The sequence below is a fragment of the Pseudomonas fluvialis genome (genome assembly GCF_002234375.1).
Classification (GTDB): Bacteria; Pseudomonadota; Gammaproteobacteria; order Pseudomonadales; family Pseudomonadaceae; genus Aquipseudomonas; species Aquipseudomonas fluvialis.
The window spans coordinates 1-19,478 of record NZ_NMQV01000030.1; the positions used below are offsets into that span (position 1 = coordinate 1).

A 19,478-nucleotide genomic window follows, 5' to 3' on the forward strand; every position below is an offset into this window, starting at 1 on the left:
CGTTTCGATCAAGTCTTTCGCCTCAACCGAGGCCGCGCATTCTACAGCAGCCTTTCAATCTGTCAAGCTGTTTTTGAAGAATTTTTCGTTTCTTCTCAACCGCTTAGCTGAACCGAAGCAGCGCTTCCGATCAGCGGGAGGCGCATATTACAGCATCCGAAAACACTGTCAACCCCCATTCCCGTACGCTTTTCAAAGAAATTTGATACGGGATGGCCATGATAACCGAGAGGCAGAAAAAGGCAAGCTGCGCCCAACAGCATCGCCGGTATACTGCTCGCCTCAGGATCAATTCCATATCCTGACTCCTAGAAAACCGACCAAGACTTATGCACAACCAAGCTCCCCTGCAGCTCTCCCACCGTTTCTCCGTTGCCCCCATGATGGACTGGACGGATCGTCACTGCCGTTATTTCCTCCGCCAACTGTCACGCCACGCATTGCTGTACAGCGAAATGGTGACTACGGGTGCACTTCTACACGGAGATACCCAGCGCTTTCTGGCATATCACGCCGACGAGCACCCAGTAGCCCTGCAACTGGGCGGCAGCCAGCCCGACGAACTGGCAAAGTGTGCACGCCTGGCAGAGGAATGGGGCTACGATGAAGTAAACCTGAATGCCGGCTGCCCGAGTGATCGGGTACAAAACAACATGATCGGCGCCTGCCTGATGGCATACCCACAGAAGGTTGCCGAGTGTATCCGCGCGATGTGTGATGCCACTTCGCTGCCCGTCACCCTTAAGCATCGCATTGGCATCAATGGCAGAGACAGCTACGCCGAGCTATGCGACTTCGTCGGAACAGTGGCGGAAGCTGGCTGCAGAAGCTTCACGGTGCACGCCCGGATAGCCATTCTCGAAGGCTTATCCCCTAAAGAAAACCGCGAGATACCACCGCTGCGCTACGAGGTTGCCAGACAACTCAAAAATGACTTTCCGCACCTGGAGTTCATTCTAAACGGCGGCATCAAGACGCTCGGCGAGTGCGCAGTCCATCTGCAAACCTTCGATGGGGTTATGCTCGGTCGCGAGGCTTATCACAACCCCTACCTGCTTGCCGAGGTTGACCGCTGTTTATTTTCAGATACGCACGATACCCCCACTCGCCAGCAGGTTGCCCTGCAGATGCGTACATATATAGAAGCGCACCTTCAACAAGGCGGGCAAATGCAACACATTACCCGGCATATGCTTGGTCTTGCCCAGGGATTCCCCGGAGCCCGCCGTTTTCGCCAGCTACTCTCGGCAGACATCCATCGTCATCCTGAGCCACTGGAGCTCTACGATGAGGCCTGCAAACTACTGGAGGGGCGTTGAGCACCACCCTGCGCTCAGGTAAGGTCAGCGCATCATCGCGATAGGGACAGGTAATGATTTCCAAGCTGGAACAACTCAAGCAGTACACCACGGTAGTAGCTGACACAGGCGACATTGATGCAATAGTGCGCCTCAAGCCGGTGGATGCTACAACCAACCCTTCACTGCTCCTCAAGGCAGCTTCACTGCCGCGCTATCAGGAACACCTTCAGCAAGCTCTGCAGAAGGCTGCCGGCGATCTGGCGCAAGCCTCTGATCGCTTTGCCGTGGCCGTTGGCCGAGACATTTTGCAGGTAATACCCGGACGCATCTCCACCGAAGTCGATGCACGCCTGTCTTTCGATAGCAAAGCTACACGCTATCGTGCCGAGCGACTGATTGACTTCTATGAATCCGTTGGCATTCCTCGCGAGCGGGTACTGATCAAGATAGCAGCCACCTGGGAAGGCATTCGCACAGCCGAACTACTCGAACGTTCCGGCATCCAGACCAACCTGACCCTGTTGTTTTCCTTTGCGCAGGCAGCCGCCTGTGCCGATGCCGGCATCTTTCTGATCTCCCCTTTCGTAGGCCGCATCTATGACTGGCACAAAAAAGCCAGCGGGCATGACTTTTCCAGCATCGAAGACCCTGGCGTCGCCTCGGTGGCACGCATCTATCGCTATTACAAAAAACATGAGTTCCAGACCGTGGTAATGGGTGCCAGTTTCCGCAACCTGGGCCAGATCGAACAATTGGCAGGCTGTGATCGGCTGACCATCAGCCCTGAACTGCTTGAGCAACTGGCTCAGAGCACAGGCACACTGCCACGCCACTTGCAGCCTGGCGACAGCCAGCCACGCTGGCAGCTGGACGAGGCAGGTTTCCGCCTGGCACACAACGAAGATGCCATGGCCACCGAGAAACTCGCGGAAGGCATTCGTTTGTTTGCCAGAGACCAGGAAAAACTCGAAGCGCTGCTGCAGTCGCTGCGCTGAAGGAAATGCCTAGCTGCGCTCCAGAGCGCTCACCAGATCATGGAAGGCTTCACGATTGGAGTCGTTGAGCCCCATGAGGATACGGTGCGCTTCCAGAACTTTGGCACGCACCACCTCTTCGGACTGATCCTGCGGAGGCAGATCTTCGAGGCAGTCTGGACAAGGCAGCGGGGTATCAATGATGTTGAACACCTGATCGAAACCCATCGACTGCAGCAAACGGGTGATATCCGCATTGGTGGTAACAACTGTCGGCAACAAGCCAACTTTCTGCCGGGAGAGAATCGACAGCTTGGCCATTAGCCCCAGGGTTGTACTGTCCACACTGCTGGTTTCAGTCAAGTCGATGACAATAGCCGAAAAGTTCAACGCCGTGAAGATCTTCTCGATGGTTGCATCCAGCGTAGAGCAGAGCGTGAGGCGTACTTCGCCAACGAATTTGAGAACGAAGGTTCCGTCCTGCTCTGCAAACTGGATCTTGCCCGTACTCATGCAGGGTCCCTGCGTAAAACCAAGAGGGCAATATCATCCGGCATCTCGCCCAACCTGGCCAGCCCAAAAGCCGTTCGCAAGCCATCCAGTATACCGCCGGCGCGCGCAACCCACTCAGGTAATGCAGCCTCTTTATCCTTCAGCGTGGCGCCGGGCAGCAAATCAAGTATGCCATCGGAGAACAAGCTGAGACTGAACTGCTCGGGCAAGTCGAGGCATTGATCTTGGTAAGTCGCCTCAGCAAACAATCCGATCGGCAAACCGCGCCCCTGGAGATAGCGTGCCTGACCATCCGCAAGCAGTACCGGCAGCGGCAAGTGTCCGCCGACACTGTAGGTCAGCTGATTACGTGCAAGGTCGATGACCCCGCCCAGCATGGTGACATGCTTGCCCAGCTTGCAATTGAGTAGACTGCGGTTGATGTGGGCAAGTACCTGCGATGGCAGGAAAGGCCCCGGCTGACCATTGCGTCGGGATTCATAGAGCAGACGCGAGGTCATGAACTTCAGCAATACCGTGACGAATGCCGACGATGCGCCATGCCCCGAGACATCTGCCAGATAAAACGCTACGCGCTGTTCATCCACCTGGAAGTAATCAACGAAGTCACCAGATAGATATAACGAAGGAATGATCTGATGCGCAAAGTGCAGATCAGCTACCTGCCAGGGTGTGCTCGGCAACATATTCAGCTGCACCTGTCGACCCGCTGTCTGATCCTCCTGCAGCAGCCGCAAGCTGTCCTGCAAATGCTGGTTGGCCTGCTCCAGCTTCTCCCGGTAGCGCAGGTTCTCCACCTGCAACTGAGTACGCTCCAGCGCACGCCGCACGGCCATCTCGAGTACGGCTAGGTCTTCCAGCGGTTTGATCAGATAGTCCACCGCCCCCAGACGCAGAGCCTCGACCGCATCGCTCATCACCCCGGCACCCGAGACCACGATCACGGGTACGGGCACCGGTCGCACACACTGCCCCAGGCGACGAATCAGTTCCAGACCGTCCATATGCGGCATACGCAGGTCACAGATCACCAGATCAGCCTGTGTCTGCTCGAACAGGGCCAGCCCCTGCGCCGCACTCCCCGCCTGCAGTACGGTGAAGCCACTGTCTTCCAGGTAGGCGGCGAGACTGGTACGCACCACCTCATCGTCGTCGATGATCAGCAATGTAGCGCTGGATTTATGCATGCGGCTTCCGGGCAGACAGCACCAGGCAGGTAAGTGGCACGAACAGGCCAAAGCAGGCCTGCGCACAGGTTCAAGGCGCTGACGGTACTCCCATATGCCAGGCCTTTCAAGCCACAGCCGGCCGTCGAAAGGCGCCTTTACAGGCGAAAACGGCCAGGGGTATAACAGCCTGCAGGGTCCGTACAATAACGAGGAACTGCCTATGAGCCTGGACGATCGAGCCTACAGCGAAAAACGCGACTTCATTCGTATGCGTGTCGAGGCCGAGGTAATTCTCGAGCATGAGGGCAAGCAGTACCCTGCCAAGTGTCTGGACCTATCCAGTACCGGCATGCAGGTCGAAGTGGATGCCCCCCTGCAACTGGCTGATCGCCTGCAGGTCCGAATTCCTTCGGAACACTCGCAACTGCGGGGCCTGGACGCCGACGTCGAGGTGGTGCGTTGCAGCCGCCTTGATGATGGCCGCTTATCCCTGGGGCTGACCATACTGGCCATGCGCTAGCCGACAAAAAAGAAGGCAGCCTGGGCTGCCTTCTTTCATCAACAAAGGACGACTTCAGAAGTCGTCAAAATCATCTTCCACCTGCCCGTCACGAACGCGAAATTCGCGGTTCTGCAAGTAGGCGTTACGTACAAAGACATACTTGTCACCGATGATCATCCGCTCGGCCGACAGCAGATTGGCGCGGGTATCGATCACCGACATGCCCAAGGCGGTATTACGCGTCGGGACATGATCAAGCTGTGGATAGATTCGCGCGCGATTGTCCACCAGCATGCCCAGCGCATCACGCGGGTTGCTCGGCCCGGCAAACGGCAATACCAGATAAGGTCCACTACCCAGGCCCCAGGCACCCAGGGTCTGGCCAAAATCCTCATCACTACGCAGCAACCCCATCGGCGTGGCGACGTCAAAGAGGCCCAGAACCCCAAAGGTGCTGTTGAACAGCAAACGCGAGGTATCAACCCCTGCCGCATGCAGCTTGCCCTGCAGCAGGTTGTTGCCCAGTCGCACTAACTCACCGAGGTTGCTGAACATGTTGTGAATGCCATCCTCGAGAGGCTGCGGCGTTACCTTCTGATAGCCCTGCGCCAATGGTTTCAGCGCATAGGTATCCAGCGTTTCGTTAAAGGCAAAGACCGGTCGATTGAACGCTTCCCAAGGATCATCCTGGTGTCCTTGCGGAGCCGCCATAAGCGGTGTGCCAAGCAATAGCAGCACGGTGCAGGACAGCCGACGGGGCAACCTGAACAACCGTTTAAGCAGCGTGTCACGCATGTTTCTCTCCTTGATCGAGACAGCAAACGCCACCTGAGTCGCTGGCAGCGTGGCCAGCCGCAGGTCAAAGCGGCGATTATAGCGGCTAGCCCTGCATTACGGCAGGTTTTAGCCAGATCACCCATGCAAGGAACCCTGCAATGACCGATACACCCCTGCTCTACCAGTGCCTGATAGCCGTACGCTGGGGCGACATGGATAGCTACGCCCATGTGAACAACACGCAATACCTACGCTATCTTGAAGAAGCCCGCATCCAGTGGTTCGCGCAGATCGGCATCGACCTGCAGGATGCTCCGCAAGGTCCTGTGCTGCTGCAGGTGCAACACAGCTTCCTGCGCCCAGTGCAGTATCCAGCCACCTTGCGCGTACAACTGCATGCCGGTGATCTGGGGCGTAGCAGCCTGGTCCTGCAGCACCGCCTGTACCTGCAGGACGATCCCACGCTGCTCGGCGAAGGCTACTGCAAACTGGTCTGGATTGAGCACGCCAGCGCTCGTTCTACCCCTCTGCCCGAACAGCTGCGCGCGCAATGGCCTGTCATGCCTGCGTCATGACCAGCCACTAGGCTGGCCGACCAGCCCCTACGGAGTATAGCCATGGCCAGCCCACTGCCCTTCAGACTCTGGCTGTTTGACTTGCAGGGTGTACTGCAAGCCACCTCGGAGAAAGACGCACACATCAGTCGTCACCTTCTCCAGCAACTGCAACAACAGGGTATCGCCTGGGGTTGGCTGAGCGATCAGCCCGGCGTACAAAGCCTCGCCCTACTCGAAACACTGGCGCAAAACGGCCTGCAGCCGCGCGCGGGGGTAGCCGGCACAGTCGCCTGGCCGGCACCGCATAGCTGCTGGCAAGCACTACAACAGGCGCAGGCGCACAGCTGCCGACAAACCCTGGTGATCAGCGCCACCCCGCTACTGAGCCAGAGTGCTCGTGCGGCCGGGCTGTGGTGTATTGGCCTGGCACGCCATGCCCAGGCCGATCGCCATTGGCTCAGCCTGGACAAACAGCGCCAGCACGACAGGCGTAGTCAAGCGACCCTCGCGCATTATGCGGCCGGCTGCCATTCGGTCGTCGAACAACTGGCCGACCTGCCAGGAAGTCTCCACGACCTGGCTCAACGCCTGCAGCGCGGCGAACAGCCTTGAGCAACCAGCCCCATCCGCTTGACGAGCATCAGGGCAAATGACGCCACCTGGGTTAACCTGTACTCAAGGTCACCCGCATGGCGTATGACGCTAACGAGACAGCTCGTCGCTGCTCACGCCAAGCGTCATGGCCGACATTTCTTGCCCTGTTAAGGAGAGCCGCATGCCCACCCACCAACTGCAGCAGCACATTGCCCAACTGCAACAGCAACTGATTGCCACGCCGAGCCTCGACCGTGCACACCGCGAGGATCTGGAAGCCCTGATCGCCGAACTGCAGCTGCAGCTGCAGCAGGAAAGCCTGGCCCTGGACAGTAACCTGGTGGACGGTTTCAACCTGGCCGTGGAACGCTTCGAAGTAGAGCACCCCACGCTGACTGGCACGCTGCGCAACCTGCTGCAGACCCTGGCCAACATGGGCATCTGAGCCGCTACTGACGAACCAGGCGCAGATTCTCCGGCTCGCCCGGTAGCAAGCTGCGCCAGGGATTGATATCCAGCCCGCCACGTCGCACGTAGCGCGCATAGACCACCAGTTCCTGAGGTGCTAGCAGGCGCAGCAGGTCGAGATACACCCGCTCCACGCATTGCTCATGGAAATCTGCGTGCTGACGGAAGCTGACCAGGTAGGCCAACAGGCTGGCGGCATCCAGGCTGCGCTCGGCTCGGTAGCTAACCACCAGGGTGCCCCAGTCCGGCTGGTGGGTTACCGGGCAGTTGGACTTGAGCAGGTGGCTGTGCAGCGTCGCCGCCCCTGCTTCTGGCGTACAACGCAGCAATTCGGGGCGCGGCTGGTCATAGCCTTGCACCTGGATATCCAGGTCGTCGATGCACAGCCCCGGCACTTCGCCCAGCACGTGCTGACCTGCCTCACGCACGCTGCTCAGGCGCACCGTAACCGGCGCACCCGCCACCCCGGACAGATCGGCAGCGATGATCTGCTGCAGCGCCTGGGCATCGGCAAACACACTCTGGTTCAGCGAATTGAGATACAGCTTGAATGACTTGGACTCGATGATATTGGGCGAATCAGCCGGGATACGGAACTCGGCCAGCGCCACTACCGGCTTGCCCGAAGGCAGCAGCCAGGACAGCTCGTAACAGTTCCAGATATCCACGCCATGATAGGGCAGCTGCCCCGTCTGCAGGCCCAGTTCGGCCCATTTGGCGGCACGCGGAATGGGAAACAGCAGCGCCGGGCTGTACTGGTCGACATAGGCACTGGTCTTGCCCAGCGGCGAAAGTTCGGCGGGGTGTTGCATGAACGACTGACCTGCGAAAAAACTCGGGCGGGCATTCTAACAGGCCCATCGCACGCATTCTGCAACAGAAAGCTGCCAGCCTGAGCCGGCCTGCATGGCACACTTCAGCATCATCCAGCACAGCGGAGACACTCATGGACGTCAGCCACCGCACCTCGCCCAACCATCCACATCTGCAGCATTTCATCGACCAGGCACATAACCTGCCTGGCGCGGTAGTCACCGCCGTCGTGCATCCAGTCGATGCACTGAGCCTGGCCGGTGCCTTGCAAGCTGCCGAACAGGGCATCATCGAGCCCTGGCTGGTCGGCCCCCAGTCACGCATTCGCGCGGCAGCCGAAGCCGCCGACCTGGATATCCGCGGGCTGCGCCTGATCGATAGCGAGCACAGCCATGCCGCAGCCGCCGAAGCGGTGCGCCTGGTACGCGCTGGGGAAGTTCACGCACTGATGAAAGGCGGCCTGGCCACCGGCGAGCTGCTCGCTGCGGTTACCGACCGGCAATTGGGCCTGCGCACCGAACGACGTCTGTCGCACATCTTCGTACTGGATGTGCCCAGCTACCACAAGCCGCTGCTGGTCACCGATGCGGCGATCAATATCGCGCCGGGGCTGGCCGAGAAAGCCGACATCCTGCAGAACGCCTTCGACTGCGCGCATGCGCTGGGCATCGCCGAGCCACGTGCAGCCATTCTCTGCGCCGTGGAAAAGGTCATGGCCAACATGCCCGCCACCCTGGATGCCGCGGCGCTCTGCAAGATGGTCGAGCGCGGCCAGATCAGTGGCGGCATTGCCGATGGTCCACTGGCCTTCGACAACGCCATCTCCCGCCAGGCGGCCGAGGCCAAGGGCATCCGCTCCACGGTGGCCGGCGAGGTGGACATCCTGCTCGCGCCGGACCTGGAAGCCGGCAACATCCTCTCCAAACAACTGCAATACCTGGCCGGCGCCACCGCCGCCGGCATCGTCATGGGCGCCCGTGTGCCGATCATCCTGACCAGCCGTGCCGATGGCAGCCTGGAGCGGCTGGCCTCCTCGGCCGTGGCCCTGCTGGTCGCCCGGCACATGGGACGCCTGTGACATGCAGGCCTGGCTGACTGTCAACGCCGGCTCATCCAGCCTCAAGTGCGCGCTGTTCGACCCACAAGGGCCGTGTCTGGCACGCGGCAAGGTCAGCGGCCTGCCCGACGCCGCGCAGCTCAGCTGGCAGGTCGGCAACCAGCCAGTATGCCGACAGGCCTTGCCCGAAGTCGCCGGGCCTAACTGGCAAAGCGCCGCACTCGCCGCGCTGCTGCACTGCCTGCACAGCACCGGCGACTGGCAGATCAGCGCCATCGCACACCGTGTTGTGCACGGCGGCATGCGCTACGCACAGGCGCAGTGGCTGGATGATGCTTGCCTGGGCTATCTGCGCAGCCTGGAAAGCCTCGCCCCACTCCACCAGCCGTACAACCTGGCGCTGATCGAACAGTGTGCCGTGCAACTGCCCGGACGCCGCCAACTGGCCTGCTTCGATACCGCCTTCCACCAGCAGATGCCCGCGCTGGCCCGCGAATATGCCTTGCCACGCGCCCTGAGCGAAGCCGGCGTGCTGCGCTATGGCTTCCATGGCCTGTCCTATGCCGGGTTGCGCAGCCGCCTGGCCGAACTGGAACCACAACGCCACCTGGGCCGCGTGGTCATGGCCCATCTGGGCAGCGGCGCCTCGATGTGCGCCATGCGCAACGGAGTCAGTCAGGCGTCGAGCATGGGCTTCAGCGCGCTGGACGGCCTACCGATGGGCACTCGCTGCGGCCAGCTCGACCCGGGCGTACTACTCTACCTGATGCGCGAACGGGGCATGGATGCCGACGCCCTGGAGCAGCTGCTCTACCGGGAAAGTGGCTGGCTGGGGGTATCCGGGCTGTCCAGCGACATGCGTACCCTGCGCGCCAGTTCCGAGCCTGCCGCGCGGCAGGCCATCGACTTGCTGGCCTACCGTCTGCAGCGCGAGCTGGGCTCGCTGGTTGGCGCGTTGGGCGGCCTGGATCTGCTGGTGTTCAGCGGTGGTGTCGGTGAGCACGATGCCGCACTGCGCGCTCAGCTATGCCAGGCCAGTCAGTGGCTGGGCATCCGTCTGGATGAGCAACGCAACCAGGCTGGCACAGGACTGATTTCACACCCCGAGAGTGCCGTCGGGGTGTGGGTGATCGCCAGTGACGAGGAGGCGCAGATGGCCCGCGAACTGCGCCAGGCGCTGGCCGCGGGCTGAAGCTGCGCGCGTCCGGTCACGCCGGGCGCTTGGCGCGGCGCTGCCCCGCCGCAATGGCATCGGCAGCACGTACCCGTACATAACTGCCCGGCGCGGCCTGCAGCGGCGGGTAGTCGGCACTGCCCGGTTCGCGGGGCGGTACCTGTTCGCCGGCATACTGGGTAAGCCATTGCAGCCAGTGCGGCCACCAGGAGCCGGGATGGCGCTCGGCGTCGGCAAACCACTGTTCGGCATCCTCGGGCAGCTGCGCGTTGCACCAGTAGCCATACTTGCCCTTGGCCGGCGGGTTGACTACCCCGGCGATATGCCCGGAGCCGGCCAGCACGAAGGTGCGCTCACCGCCATGCACACGGGCACCCCGGTAGGTGGTTTTCCACTTGGCGATGTGATCCTGCTGGGTCGACAGGAAAAAGCTCGGCACCTCAATCTGCGCCAGATCGATGGACTCACCCGCCAGGGTCAGCGCATCGGCCTGCACCAGGCGGTTTTCCAGGTACATCTGGCGCAGGTAGTAGGCATGCATGCGTGCCGGCAGGTTGGTGCCGTCGGTATTCCAGTACAACAGGTCAAAGGCCGCCGGTGGCTTGCCCTTGAGATAGTTATTGATCCAGAACGACCAGAACAGCTCGTTCTCGCGCAACAGGTTGAAGGTAAAGGCCATCGCCCGACCGTCCAGGTAGCCCTGGCGCTGCAGCATGCGCTCGATGCCCGACAACGAATGCTCGTTGATGAACACGCCGATACCGCCAGGATCGGAGAAGTCCAGCAAGGTGGTCAGGTACGTGGCACTGGCCACCGGCTGGCGCCCCTTCTTGGCCAGCCAGGCCAGAGTGCTGCCCAGCAGGGTGCCACCGATGCAGTAGCCCAGCGCATTGAGCTGCTCCTCGCCGGTAATCGCCTGGATGACCTGCATGGCCTGCAGCGGGCCTTCCAGCATGTAGTCCTCGAAGCCCTTGTCACGCAGCTCGGGGCCGGGGTTGACCCAGGAAATGACAAAGACTGTCAGGCCTTGCTCGACCATCCAGCGAATCAGCGAGTTCTGCGGGGTCAGGTCGAGGATGTAGAACTTGTTGATCCATGGCGGCACCACCAGCAGCGGCCGCTGGTACACGCTGGGTGTACTCGGGCTGTACTGGATCAGCTGCATCAGCTCATTCTGGTAGACCACCTGGCCCGGCGTGGTGGCGATGTTCTCGCCAATGCGAAAGGCACTGACATCGGCCATCGCCACATTGAACAGGCCCGGGTTACGGCTGATATCCGTCAGCAACTGCCGCCCGCCTTCGAGCAGATTCTGGCCGCGCTGCTCAACGGTGATGCGCAGCGCCTCGGGATTGCTGGCTAGAAAGTTGGACGGCGACAGCGCACTGACCACCTGGCGTACGTAAAAGCGCATCTGGTCGTGGTTGGCTCCGGGAATCCCCGGCATCTGGTCCACCCAGTCGAGCAGTGCCTGGGCATTCAGCAGATAGGCCTGGTGCAGGTAATCGTAGGGCAGCCAGCGACGCCACTCTTCAGCGGCGAAACGCCGGTCATCCGGCTCGGCCGTGGCCACCGGATCGGGCTGCTGGCCGCAGGCCCGCGCGGCACCATATACCCCCAAGGCCACATGCTGGCGCAGCAACTGGCTTTCCGCCTCGACAAAGCGCAGCGGGTTGAGCAAAGCGCTTTCCCACAGGTTGCGATAGGCCGTGGACATCTCGCTGAGGGTGGACAGCGTGGTGTCGCTGACCAGACCGGTCTGGCCCAGCCACTTCTCCATCTGTTCCTCAGCCCGGTCGAGATTGCGATTGACCGTACGCAATACCTTGCCAGTTACTTTCTTCAGCATGTCGGGAAACACAGCCACAGTCCTCGTGGTGATCGCGGGGGATGATGCGCGGCACGCAAGGCGCCCGCTGCCGGGCGCCCTGGCGCACCTCAGGCTTCGCTGCCGGCGCTCTTCAGCGGTTTGGCGCGCGGCTTGCTGGGTGCTGCCGGTTCTTCTTCGCCCTGAAAGGCCGCCTGCAACTGCTCACCGACTTCCTGGACATAGCCTTGCCAGGCTTGCCAGTCGCTGGCCATCTGCTCGTTGAGGCTCTTGAAGGCCTCGGTCTGGCATTGCGCCAGGCCAGCCAGGTCATTGTTCTTCAGCGCCTCGCCAGCCGCCCGCGACTGCTCCATGGCGAAGGTGGCATAGCGCTGCAGGGATTCCAGCTGCATCTTGCTGGCCTTGCTGAACTGCTCGAACAGCCCCTGGTTGAGGCGCACGCTGCGCTCCAGCAGGTCACGGCTCTTCTCGGTAAAGGTTCCGAAGACATCTTGATTCATCGTTGCTACTCCTTGTCTTGATGGCAGGTATGCACAGGCAGGCTGAGCAGCGCCCGGGCGAGGTTCCTGCAGTATCCTCGCCCGGCCAGTCTAGCGCGGCCGTCTTGCAGTTTTGTTGACCTACTGCATGGCCTGAAGTTCAGCCCCCAGCGGCCGCCAGCGACGCAACAACAGATACAGGCTGGGCACCACGAACAGGGTGAACAAGGTGCCGACCAGCAGGCCACCGACAATCACCAGGCCCAGCTGCTGGCGAGCCATGGCGCCCGCACCCGTGGCCAGGGCCAGCGGCAAGGCGCCCAGCACCATCGCGCCGGTAGTCATGAGAATCGGCCGCAGACGCTGAGTGGCCGCCTCGCGCACCGCTGCCTGCAACTGCCAGCCCTGACGCAGCAGCTGGTTGGCGAATTCCACGATGAGGATGCCGTGCTTGGTAATCAGGCCGATCAACGTGACCATGCCGATCTGCGAATACAGGTTGAGCGTGCCGCCGAACAGGTGCAGCGCCAGCAAGGCACCGGCCATCGACAGCGGCACGCTGAACAGGATGATCAGCGGGTCGAAGAAACTCTCGAACTGCGCGGCCAGCACCAGGTAGATGAACAGCAGCGCCAGCACGAAGATCAACGCCACGCCACTGGAGGACTCCTTGAAGTCACGCGACAGGCCGTTGTAGTCGAACAAGGTCTGTGCCGGGAGGATTTCCCGGGCCCGCGCCTCCAGATGCTGCAACGCCTCGCCGAGGGTATAGCCGCTGCCGACGTTGGCGGTCAGGGTCACCGCACGCAACTGGTTGAAGTGGTTGAGCTCGCGCGGCGCCACGCTCTCCTCCACCTCGATCAGGTTGGCCAGCTGCACCATCTGCCCGTCCAGCCCGCGCACGAACACCCGGCGCAGGTCGTCCGGGTTGCTGCGGTCGACATCTGCCAGCTGCACCAGCACATCGTATTGCTCGCCGTCCTGCTTGAAGCGGGTGACCTGGCGACTGCCGAACAGGCTCTCCAGGGTACGGCCGATGCTCGCCACGTCACTGCCCACCGCCACCGCCTGCTCACGGTTGACGCGCACCTTGAGCTGCGGACTGTTCAGCTTGAGGTCGCTGTCCAGGCTCTCCAGTCCGGGGTAGCTGCGCAGGTCATCGAGCAGGCGCTCGACGTAAGGCTCCAGCTCGGCATAGTCGAGCGAGGAACGAATCACGAAGTTGACCGGCTGGTTGCGTGAGCTCTGCCCCAGCGGCGGCCGATTGATTGGAAAGGCGCGGATACCGGGAATGTCCTGCAGCAGCGGCAGCAGCTCGTCACGGATTTCGAACTGGCTGCGCGTGCGCTGATCCCAGTCCTCCAGCTTGAGAAACGACAGGCCCTGGGCTACCGTCGGGAAGCCGGCAATCACCAGGTAACGGTTGCTCTCCGGCAGGCTGGCGTAAGCCGCTTCCAGCTCCCGCGCATAATGGCTGGTGTAGTCCAGGGTGGCGCCGTCCGGCCCGCTGATCACCCCGACGATGGTACCGGTATCCTCAGTCGGTGCCAGCTCGCTGCGCAGGCTGACGAACAGTGCCGCACAGGCCAGCAACACCACCAGCAACAGGCACAGCACCAGCCGCCAGCGCGGCAGCACCCAATCCAGGCGCCGCTGGTAGCCGGCCTGCAGGCCGTTGAGTAGCAGCTCGATACGCTGGTAGAAGCGGTTATGCGCCGTGCTGCCGTGCGGCTTGAGCAGGTAGGCACACATCATCGGCGACAGGGTCAGCGCGACAAAGCCGGAAACCAGCACCGCACCCGCCAGCGTCCAGGCGAACTCGGTAAACAGTTTGCCGGTGGTGCCCTGCATAAAGCCGATCGGCGCGTACACCGCGGCCAGGGTCAGGGTCATGGCGATCACCGCAAAGGCAATCTCGCGACTGCCCTGCAAGGCCGCGGCCAGCGGCGCCATGCCGCGCTCAATGTGCCGGTGAATGTTTTCCAGCATGACGATGGCGTCGTCCACCACCAGGCCAATGGCCAGCACCAGCGCCAGCAGGGTCAGCGTGTTGACGGAAAAACCCAGCACCGCCATCAGCGCAAAACCACCCAGCAGCGACACCGGGATGGTCACCAGCGGCACCAGCGTGGCACGCAGCGAACGCAAGAACAGGAAGATGATCAGGATGACCAGTGCCACCGCTTCCCAGATGGTCACGTAGACGTTGTCGATCGACTCGCGGATGAACAGCGAGTTGTCGTTGGCCACCGCCACCTCCAGGCCTTCCGGGAGCAGCGCGCGGATTGATGGCAGCGCTTCCTCCAGGCCGGCGGAAATCTCCAGCGGGTTGGCCGTGGCCTGCTTGATGATGCCCACCGAGACCGCCGGCAGACCATTGAAGCGCACCAGGCTGCGTTCATCGGCCGCGCCCAGTTCGGCATGTCCGACATCGCTGAGGCGCACCAGATAACCGGGCGAGCGGTCGTCGCGCAGCAGGGCCTGGCGGGAATCGACGAGGATCAGCTGGTTGAACTGCTCGACGCTGCGCAGATCGGTTTCCGCCAGCACGGTGAACTCGCGCTGGCGCGACTCGATGCGCCCGGCGGGAATCTCCACGTTCTGCCGGCGCAGGGCATTTTCCACGTCCTGCACGGTGAGGTTGTGCGCTGCCAGCTTCTCCGGGTCCAGCCACAGGCGCATGGCATAGCGACTGGCACCGCGGATCTGCACCTCGGACACCCCGGGAATGATCTGCAGACGGTCCTGCACCACCCGCTGCAGCAGGTCGGCAATCGCCAGCACGCTGTGCTGCTCGCTGTAGAACGCCAGCCAGATCACCGGCTGGGCGTCGGCCTCCATCTTCTGCACCTGCGGCTCGCGCACTTCGTCAGGCAGCAGCGTACGCACCCGGCCCAAGCGATCACGCACCTCGTTGGCCGCCTCGGTGGCGGCGGTGCCCAGGCGAAAGCGCGCGGTGATCTGGGTATTTTCCGCACGGCTGATTGAGCTGACGAAATCCAGCCCGGCAATGCCCGCCAGCACATCCTCGATGGGCTGCGCGACCTGCGACTCCATGATCTCCGGACTGGCGCCGGGATAGATGACGTTGACCGTCACCACCGGCACATCGATGTTCGGGTACTCGCGCACCGGCAGGCGCTGCCAGGCCAGCAGGCCAAGCAACACTACGAGCAGCGACAGCACACTGGCCAGCACCGGACGCTCGATGCACAGCTGCGACAACCTCATGGCCGGGCTGCCTGCGCCGGCGCGCTGCGCACGCGTACCGGATCGCCGGGGAACACCTTGTGCCAGCCACTGCGGATCACCTGCTCATCCCCCCGCAGGCCTTCGCGCACCTCCACCCAGCCGTCGCGGCGCAAGCCCAGCTGCACCACCTGGCGACGCACCTTGCCCTGTTCCACCAGGCTCAGCAGGCGCTGCTCGCCCTGCGACATCACCGCCTCCTCGGGCACCAGCATGGCATCCGCGCGTTCCTCGATAATCACCGCCACCCGCACGAACTGTCCGGGATACAGATGCCCCTCGTGGTTATCCAGCTGCGCGCGCACCGCCTGGCTGCGCCCGGCCTCGTCGAGACGCGGGTTGATCGCCTGCACGCGGGCCTCGAAGCGCTGCCCCGGCTGGCTGTCCACCGTGACCTCCACGGCCTGACCGATGCGCAGCTGGCTGACGGTTTTCTGCGGAATACGAAAATCCAGCTTGAGCGGATCGAGCACTTCCAGGTTGACGATATCCTGGCCGGCCTGCAGGTAGTCGCCCGGGCTGGCCTGACGCAAACCCAGGGTGCCGGCATAGGGCGCACGGATGCGCGTCTTGTCCAGACGCGCCTCGGCCAGCAGCACGCTGGCTGCTGCCAGTTGCAGATTGGCCTGCGCCTCGTCGAGCGCCTGGGCGTTGCTGGCGCCACGCTGGTAGAGCTGACGGGTACGTTGCGCACTGCGCTCGGCCAGCGACAGGTTGGCCTTGGCCTGGGCCAGTTCGGCACTGGCGATGGCATCGTCCAGGCTGACCAGCAGATCGCCCGCCGCCACCTGCTGGCCCTCACGAAAATGCAGGCGGGCCAAGCGGCCGGCCAGCTCCGGGCGAATCATCACCGACTCGTCGGAACGCAAGGCACCGAAGGTCACCAGCTCATCACGCACCTTGTCGCGGCGCACTTCGCTGACCTCCACCAGGGTCGGCGGCTCGTCGGCCAGCACCGGCACAGCAGCCAGCCAACAGAAACCGGCCAGCAGCGCAGCGCACCAACCAGCCGTGCGGATGCCCAACCCTTGCGTTTCAAGCCTTGTCGTCACCCTGCTACTCCTTGCCGCTATTGCGCCCGGCATCCTGCCGGAGCAGGCAACCAGCCGTGGCTAGCTGCGCATACCCCGGCCACTGCTGAGCAGGTGGATGCACCAGAGGTAGAGGATAACCAAGGTGAGCAGCATAAAGGCGATGGCCAGGCCGATATTCAGATCGGAAACCCCAAGAATTCCGTAACGAAATGCATTGACCATGTGCAGGATCGGGTTGATCTGCGACACCTGCTGCCAGAACGGCGGCAACTGGCTGATCGAATAGAACACCCCGCCCAGGTAGGTCAGCGGCGTGAGCACGAAGGTCGGGATGATCGACACATCGTCGAAGCTGCGCGCAAACACCGCGTTGATCAGCCCGCCCAGGGCGAAGATTGCCGCGGTCAGCAGGATCACCAGCACCGTCACGCCCAGGTGCGCCACCTGCAGGTGGGTGAAGAACAGCGACAGCAGGCTGACGATCAGCGCCACCGCCAGGCCGCGCAGCACGCCACCGATGGCATAGCCGATGACGATGGTATGCGGCGACACCGGCGAGACCAGCAGCTCCTCGATGTTGCGCTGGAACTTGCTGGAGAAGAAGCTCGACACCACGTTGCTGTAGGCATTGGTGATCACCGCCATCATGATCAGCCCCGGCACGATGAACTGCATGTAGCTGAAGCCATGCAGGTCACCGATCTGCCGGCCGATCAGGTTGCCGAAGATGATGAAGTACAGGCTCATGGTGATTGCCGGCGGCAGCAGGGTCTGCGGCCAGATCCGCGTGAAGCGGCGCACCTCGCGGCGCACGATGGTCTGCAGGGCTACCCCATTGCAACGCAGCTCGGCACTCATGCCTTGTCCTCCACCAGGTTCTTCTGCACCAGGGAGACGAACAGTTCTTCCAGGCGGTTGCTCTTGTTGCGCAGGCTGAGCACCTCGATATGGCGCTCCGCCAACTGGGCGAACAGCCCGGTGACGCCGCGCTGGCGCGGCACCTGCACCTCCAGGGTATGGCTATCCAGCAACTGGCAGGCATAGCCCTGCAGCAGCGGCGCTTCGCCGAGGGTTTGCCCGAGATCGAGCAGCAACGTATCCATATCCAGCTTGAGCAACAGCTCGCGCATGCTGCTGCGCTCGACAATGCGCCCCTGGTCGATGATGGCGATGTTGCGGCACAACTGCTCAGCCTCTTCCAGGTAATGGGTGGTGAGGATGATGCTCATGCCCTGCTGGTTGAGTTCGCTGAGAAAGCTCCACATCGAACGGCGCAGCTCGATATCCACCCCGGCGGTGGGCTCGTCGAGGATCAGCAGGCGCGGCTGGTGCATCAGCGCACGGGCAATCATCAGGCGACGCTTCATGCCCCCGGACAACTCGCGGGACACCGCATGACGTTTGTCCCACAGGCCCAGCTGGGTCAGGTACTGCTCGGCACGCTCGCCGGCCACGCGCGCCGGAATGCCGTAATAGCCGGCCTGGGTCACGACAATGTCGAAGACCTTCTCGAACTGGTTGAAGTTGAACTCCTGCGGCACCACGCCCAGGCAACGCTTGAGCGCACCCGGTGCGCGGTCGAGGTCGTGGCCGAACACCTGCACCGTACCGCTGGTCTTGTTGACCAGGGTGGAAAGAATGCCGATGGTCGTGGACTTGCCGGCGCCATTGGGGCCGAGCAAGGCAAAGAAGTCACCTTCGGCCACGTCCAGGTCGATGCCCTTGAGGGCCTGAAAACCATTGTGATAGGTCTTGCACAGCTGGCGAAGGGTTAACGCGGCAGTCATCGGGGAGGTACCTGGCAACAATCAGTCAGCCAAGGTGGGGGCGCCTGCCGGCAAATGCAAGCTCACTCGCCGTCGCGGCGCTTGGCTGGATCGGCGGGCGGCTGCAGATCGCGCCAGCGCACATCCACCGGCGAACTCAACCAGCGCCGCAAACGTCCCAGCAAGCCCGGCGCAGGCAGCGGGTCAGGCGCGACATCCGGTAGCGGCGACGCGCTGGCGGCAGTCTCCGCCTCGGCAGTCCCGACAGGCTCCGCTACCGGGCTGTCCGCATGCTCTACCGAGCCACCACCCTCCACCTCGATCGACTCGATCGGCATAGGCAGCTCCGAGAGGCTCAGGCCCGCCTCGATATGTGCCAGGTTGGCGGCCAGCGCCTGGTCGAGCACTTGGTAGAACTGTGTCTGGCTTTCCGCGCAATGCGGGTTGCCGAGCATCAGTGCCAGGTCGCCACGCATATCCTGGATATGCGCGACCAACGCCCGGCAGATGCCCTGCTCCTTTTCCTCGACACGCGCCAGGCGCTGCGCGATAGCCTCGCGCGGCAGCTCGAACTGCAACGCAGGCAGGCTTTCACCGCGCTGCTCCAGCAGCACGCGCATGGCGATATTGGTCCGTGCAAAGCGATTGAAGCCGTTGACCCGCGGATGGATCAGCTCAAGATCGCTGAGGCTGGCCCGCGCATCGTCGACCAACTGCAAGGCCATAGTGCTGATTTGCGCCAGGCTGTCGCGCACCTTGCCATCCAGCTGCTCAATCGCCTGGCGCAGTTCAGCACTGGACAGATCGGCCACCCGCTGGCGGATCACCTCGAACGCACGCAGGTCGGAATCGCTCGGCGCAGCGCCCGCGGCACCGCTCAACTGCAGCACGCTACTCAGCGCCACGCGCAGTTGTTGCAGGGTCTCGGTAAGGCGCAGCAGGCCGAGCAGTACGGCACGCTTCTTCTCCAGCAGGGCCACCTGCTGACTGAAGGCCAGAGAACTGTCCACGGTATCCAAGGTCCCTCTCCACGGGTGTACACGCAAGCAGCCGGGCTGCACGAGGCAAGATCGCAGGAAGCGCCAAGCACTGCAACTGCCGGGGCGGGACGCTGACGCACAGCGATGGCGTCCCGGAGAGGGATCGAACCTCCAACCTTCCCCTTAGGAGGGGGACGCTCTATCCAATTGAGCTACCGGGACATCAGACGGCCGGCGAACGCC

19 protein-coding genes and 1 tRNA gene are annotated in these 19,478 nt (G+C 62.6%); 8 read left to right on the top strand and 12 right to left on the bottom strand.

The window, feature by feature from the left end; translation table 11 throughout:
- Positions 1-329: 329 nt before the first annotated feature.
- A complete protein-coding gene (gene dusA / locus CFY91_RS14325; RefSeq protein ID WP_093987083.1) occupies positions 330-1,319 on the top strand; it encodes a tRNA dihydrouridine(20/20a) synthase DusA in 990 nt (329 codons plus the stop codon).
- Between the two features lie 53 nt (positions 1,320-1,372).
- Complete coding sequence (gene tal, locus CFY91_RS14330; protein ID WP_093987084.1) at positions 1,373-2,296, top strand: transaldolase; 924 nt, start codon at positions 1,373-1,375, stop codon at positions 2,294-2,296.
- Positions 2,297-2,305: 9 nt separating this feature from the next.
- Here tal and rssC read toward each other — a convergent pair whose 3' ends face one another.
- A complete protein-coding gene (gene rssC, locus CFY91_RS14335; RefSeq protein ID WP_093987085.1) occupies positions 2,306-2,788 on the bottom strand; it encodes an anti-sigma factor antagonist RssC in 483 nt (160 codons plus the stop codon).
- The gene (rssB, locus tag CFY91_RS14340) at positions 2,785-3,975 is read right to left on the bottom strand and encodes a two-component system response regulator RssB (RefSeq protein ID WP_093987086.1); all 1,191 of its coding nucleotides are present in this window, start codon (positions 3,973-3,975) and stop codon (positions 2,785-2,787) included. Before rssB ends, rssC begins: the two co-directional genes overlap by 4 nt.
- A 202-nt stretch (positions 3,976-4,177) precedes the next feature.
- On the opposite strand from rssB, the gene CFY91_RS14345 reads away from it, so the two are divergent.
- On the top strand, positions 4,178-4,477 hold the full coding sequence (locus CFY91_RS14345; RefSeq protein WP_093987087.1) for a PilZ domain-containing protein: 300 nt from the start codon (positions 4,178-4,180) through the stop codon (positions 4,475-4,477).
- Between the two features lie 54 nt (positions 4,478-4,531).
- Here the strand turns inward: CFY91_RS14345 and CFY91_RS14350 are convergent, their stop codons facing one another.
- Positions 4,532-5,254: an MlaA family lipoprotein gene (locus CFY91_RS14350; protein WP_093987088.1), complete on the bottom strand. Its 723-nt coding sequence runs from the start codon at positions 5,252-5,254 to the stop codon at positions 4,532-4,534.
- A gap of 140 nt (positions 5,255-5,394) precedes the next feature.
- Between CFY91_RS14350 and CFY91_RS14355 the strand changes: the two genes are divergently transcribed.
- The 3 genes from CFY91_RS14355 (at position 5,395) to CFY91_RS14365 (ending at position 6,832) form a co-directional block, all read left to right on the top strand.
- Complete coding sequence (locus CFY91_RS14355) at positions 5,395-5,811, top strand: acyl-CoA thioesterase (protein WP_093987089.1); 417 nt, start codon at positions 5,395-5,397, stop codon at positions 5,809-5,811.
- Positions 5,812-5,853: 42 nt separating this feature from the next.
- Positions 5,854-6,405 carry a hypothetical protein gene (locus tag CFY91_RS14360; RefSeq protein ID WP_093987090.1) on the top strand — a complete coding sequence of 184 codons (552 nt, stop codon included), beginning with the start codon at positions 5,854-5,856 and terminating at the stop codon, positions 6,403-6,405.
- Positions 6,406-6,568: 163 nt separating this feature from the next.
- Entirely contained in the window at positions 6,569-6,832 is a 264-nt protein-coding gene (locus tag CFY91_RS14365; protein WP_093987091.1) for a DUF4404 family protein, read from the top strand.
- Positions 6,833-6,836: 4 nt separating this feature from the next.
- Here CFY91_RS14365 and queF read toward each other — a convergent pair whose 3' ends face one another.
- Positions 6,837-7,667 (bottom strand): NADPH-dependent 7-cyano-7-deazaguanine reductase QueF, encoded by an 831-nt coding sequence (gene queF, locus CFY91_RS14370; RefSeq protein ID WP_093987092.1) that lies wholly within the window; start codon positions 7,665-7,667, stop codon positions 6,837-6,839.
- Positions 7,668-7,801: 134 nt separating this feature from the next.
- Between queF and CFY91_RS14375 the strand changes: the two genes are divergently transcribed.
- Both CFY91_RS14375 and CFY91_RS14380 read left to right on the top strand, forming a co-directional pair.
- A complete protein-coding gene (locus CFY91_RS14375; protein WP_093987093.1) occupies positions 7,802-8,746 on the top strand; it encodes a bifunctional enoyl-CoA hydratase/phosphate acetyltransferase in 945 nt (314 codons plus the stop codon).
- Position 8,747: 1 nt separating this feature from the next.
- Positions 8,748-9,917 (top strand): acetate/propionate family kinase, encoded by a 1,170-nt coding sequence (locus tag CFY91_RS14380; protein WP_093987094.1) that lies wholly within the window; start codon positions 8,748-8,750, stop codon positions 9,915-9,917.
- Positions 9,918-9,933: 16 nt separating this feature from the next.
- Here the strand turns inward: CFY91_RS14380 and CFY91_RS14385 are convergent, their stop codons facing one another.
- The 8 genes from CFY91_RS14385 to CFY91_RS14420 form a co-directional block, all read right to left on the bottom strand.
- Entirely contained in the window at positions 9,934-11,748 is a 1,815-nt protein-coding gene (locus CFY91_RS14385) for a PHA/PHB synthase family protein (protein ID WP_093987112.1), read from the bottom strand.
- Between the two features lie 89 nt (positions 11,749-11,837).
- A complete protein-coding gene (locus CFY91_RS14390) occupies positions 11,838-12,227 on the bottom strand; it encodes a phasin family protein (RefSeq protein WP_093987095.1) in 390 nt (129 codons plus the stop codon).
- Positions 12,228-12,347: 120 nt separating this feature from the next.
- Entirely contained in the window at positions 12,348-15,437 is a 3,090-nt protein-coding gene (locus CFY91_RS14395; RefSeq protein ID WP_093987096.1) for an efflux RND transporter permease subunit, read from the bottom strand.
- A complete protein-coding gene (locus CFY91_RS14400) occupies positions 15,434-16,507 on the bottom strand; it encodes an efflux RND transporter periplasmic adaptor subunit (protein ID WP_229727226.1) in 1,074 nt (357 codons plus the stop codon). The genes CFY91_RS14395 and CFY91_RS14400 overlap by 4 nt, the downstream gene beginning before the upstream one ends.
- 60 nt (positions 16,508-16,567) lie before the next feature.
- Positions 16,568-17,347, bottom strand: coding sequence for an ABC transporter permease (locus CFY91_RS14405; protein ID WP_093987098.1), 780 nt, complete (start codon positions 17,345-17,347; stop codon positions 16,568-16,570).
- Complete coding sequence (locus tag CFY91_RS14410) at positions 17,344-18,276, bottom strand: ABC transporter ATP-binding protein (protein WP_093987099.1); 933 nt, start codon at positions 18,274-18,276, stop codon at positions 17,344-17,346. The genes CFY91_RS14405 and CFY91_RS14410 overlap by 4 nt, the downstream gene beginning before the upstream one ends.
- A 62-nt stretch (positions 18,277-18,338) precedes the next feature.
- Positions 18,339-19,274, bottom strand: a complete 936-nt coding sequence (locus tag CFY91_RS14415; RefSeq protein ID WP_093987100.1) for a hypothetical protein — start codon at positions 19,272-19,274, stop codon at positions 18,339-18,341.
- 106 nt (positions 19,275-19,380) lie between these two features.
- Positions 19,381-19,457: transfer RNA gene (locus CFY91_RS14420), tRNA-Arg, on the bottom strand.
- Between the last annotated feature and the right edge of the window lie 21 nt (positions 19,458-19,478).

Bases quoted from the DNA above. Each gene is read 5' to 3' on its own strand.
- dusA (WP_093987083.1), top strand. From the start codon at position 330: ATGCACAACCAAGCTCCCCTGCAGCTCTCCCACCGTTTCTCCGTTGCC.
- tal (WP_093987084.1), top strand. From the start codon at position 1,373: ATGATTTCCAAGCTGGAACAACTCAAGCAGTACACCACGGTAGTAGCT.
- rssC (WP_093987085.1), bottom strand. From the start codon at position 2,788: ATGAGTACGGGCAAGATCCAGTTTGCAGAGCAGGACGGAACCTTCGTT.
- rssB (WP_093987086.1), bottom strand. From the start codon at position 3,975: ATGCATAAATCCAGCGCTACATTGCTGATCATCGACGACGATGAGGTG.
- CFY91_RS14345 (WP_093987087.1), top strand. From the start codon at position 4,178: ATGAGCCTGGACGATCGAGCCTACAGCGAAAAACGCGACTTCATTCGT.
- CFY91_RS14350 (WP_093987088.1), bottom strand. From the start codon at position 5,254: ATGCGTGACACGCTGCTTAAACGGTTGTTCAGGTTGCCCCGTCGGCTG.
- CFY91_RS14355 (WP_093987089.1), top strand. From the start codon at position 5,395: ATGACCGATACACCCCTGCTCTACCAGTGCCTGATAGCCGTACGCTGG.
- CFY91_RS14360 (WP_093987090.1), top strand. From the start codon at position 5,854: ATGGCCAGCCCACTGCCCTTCAGACTCTGGCTGTTTGACTTGCAGGGT.
- CFY91_RS14365 (WP_093987091.1), top strand. From the start codon at position 6,569: ATGCCCACCCACCAACTGCAGCAGCACATTGCCCAACTGCAACAGCAA.
- queF (WP_093987092.1), bottom strand. From the start codon at position 7,667: ATGCAACACCCCGCCGAACTTTCGCCGCTGGGCAAGACCAGTGCCTAT.
- CFY91_RS14375 (WP_093987093.1), top strand. From the start codon at position 7,802: ATGGACGTCAGCCACCGCACCTCGCCCAACCATCCACATCTGCAGCAT.
- CFY91_RS14380 (WP_093987094.1), top strand. From the start codon at position 8,748: ATGCAGGCCTGGCTGACTGTCAACGCCGGCTCATCCAGCCTCAAGTGC.
- CFY91_RS14385 (WP_093987112.1), bottom strand. From the start codon at position 11,748: ATGCTGAAGAAAGTAACTGGCAAGGTATTGCGTACGGTCAATCGCAAT.
- CFY91_RS14390 (WP_093987095.1), bottom strand. From the start codon at position 12,227: ATGAATCAAGATGTCTTCGGAACCTTTACCGAGAAGAGCCGTGACCTG.
- CFY91_RS14395 (WP_093987096.1), bottom strand. From the start codon at position 15,437: ATGAGGTTGTCGCAGCTGTGCATCGAGCGTCCGGTGCTGGCCAGTGTG.
- CFY91_RS14405 (WP_093987098.1), bottom strand. From the start codon at position 17,347: ATGAGTGCCGAGCTGCGTTGCAATGGGGTAGCCCTGCAGACCATCGTG.
- CFY91_RS14410 (WP_093987099.1), bottom strand. From the start codon at position 18,276: ATGACTGCCGCGTTAACCCTTCGCCAGCTGTGCAAGACCTATCACAAT.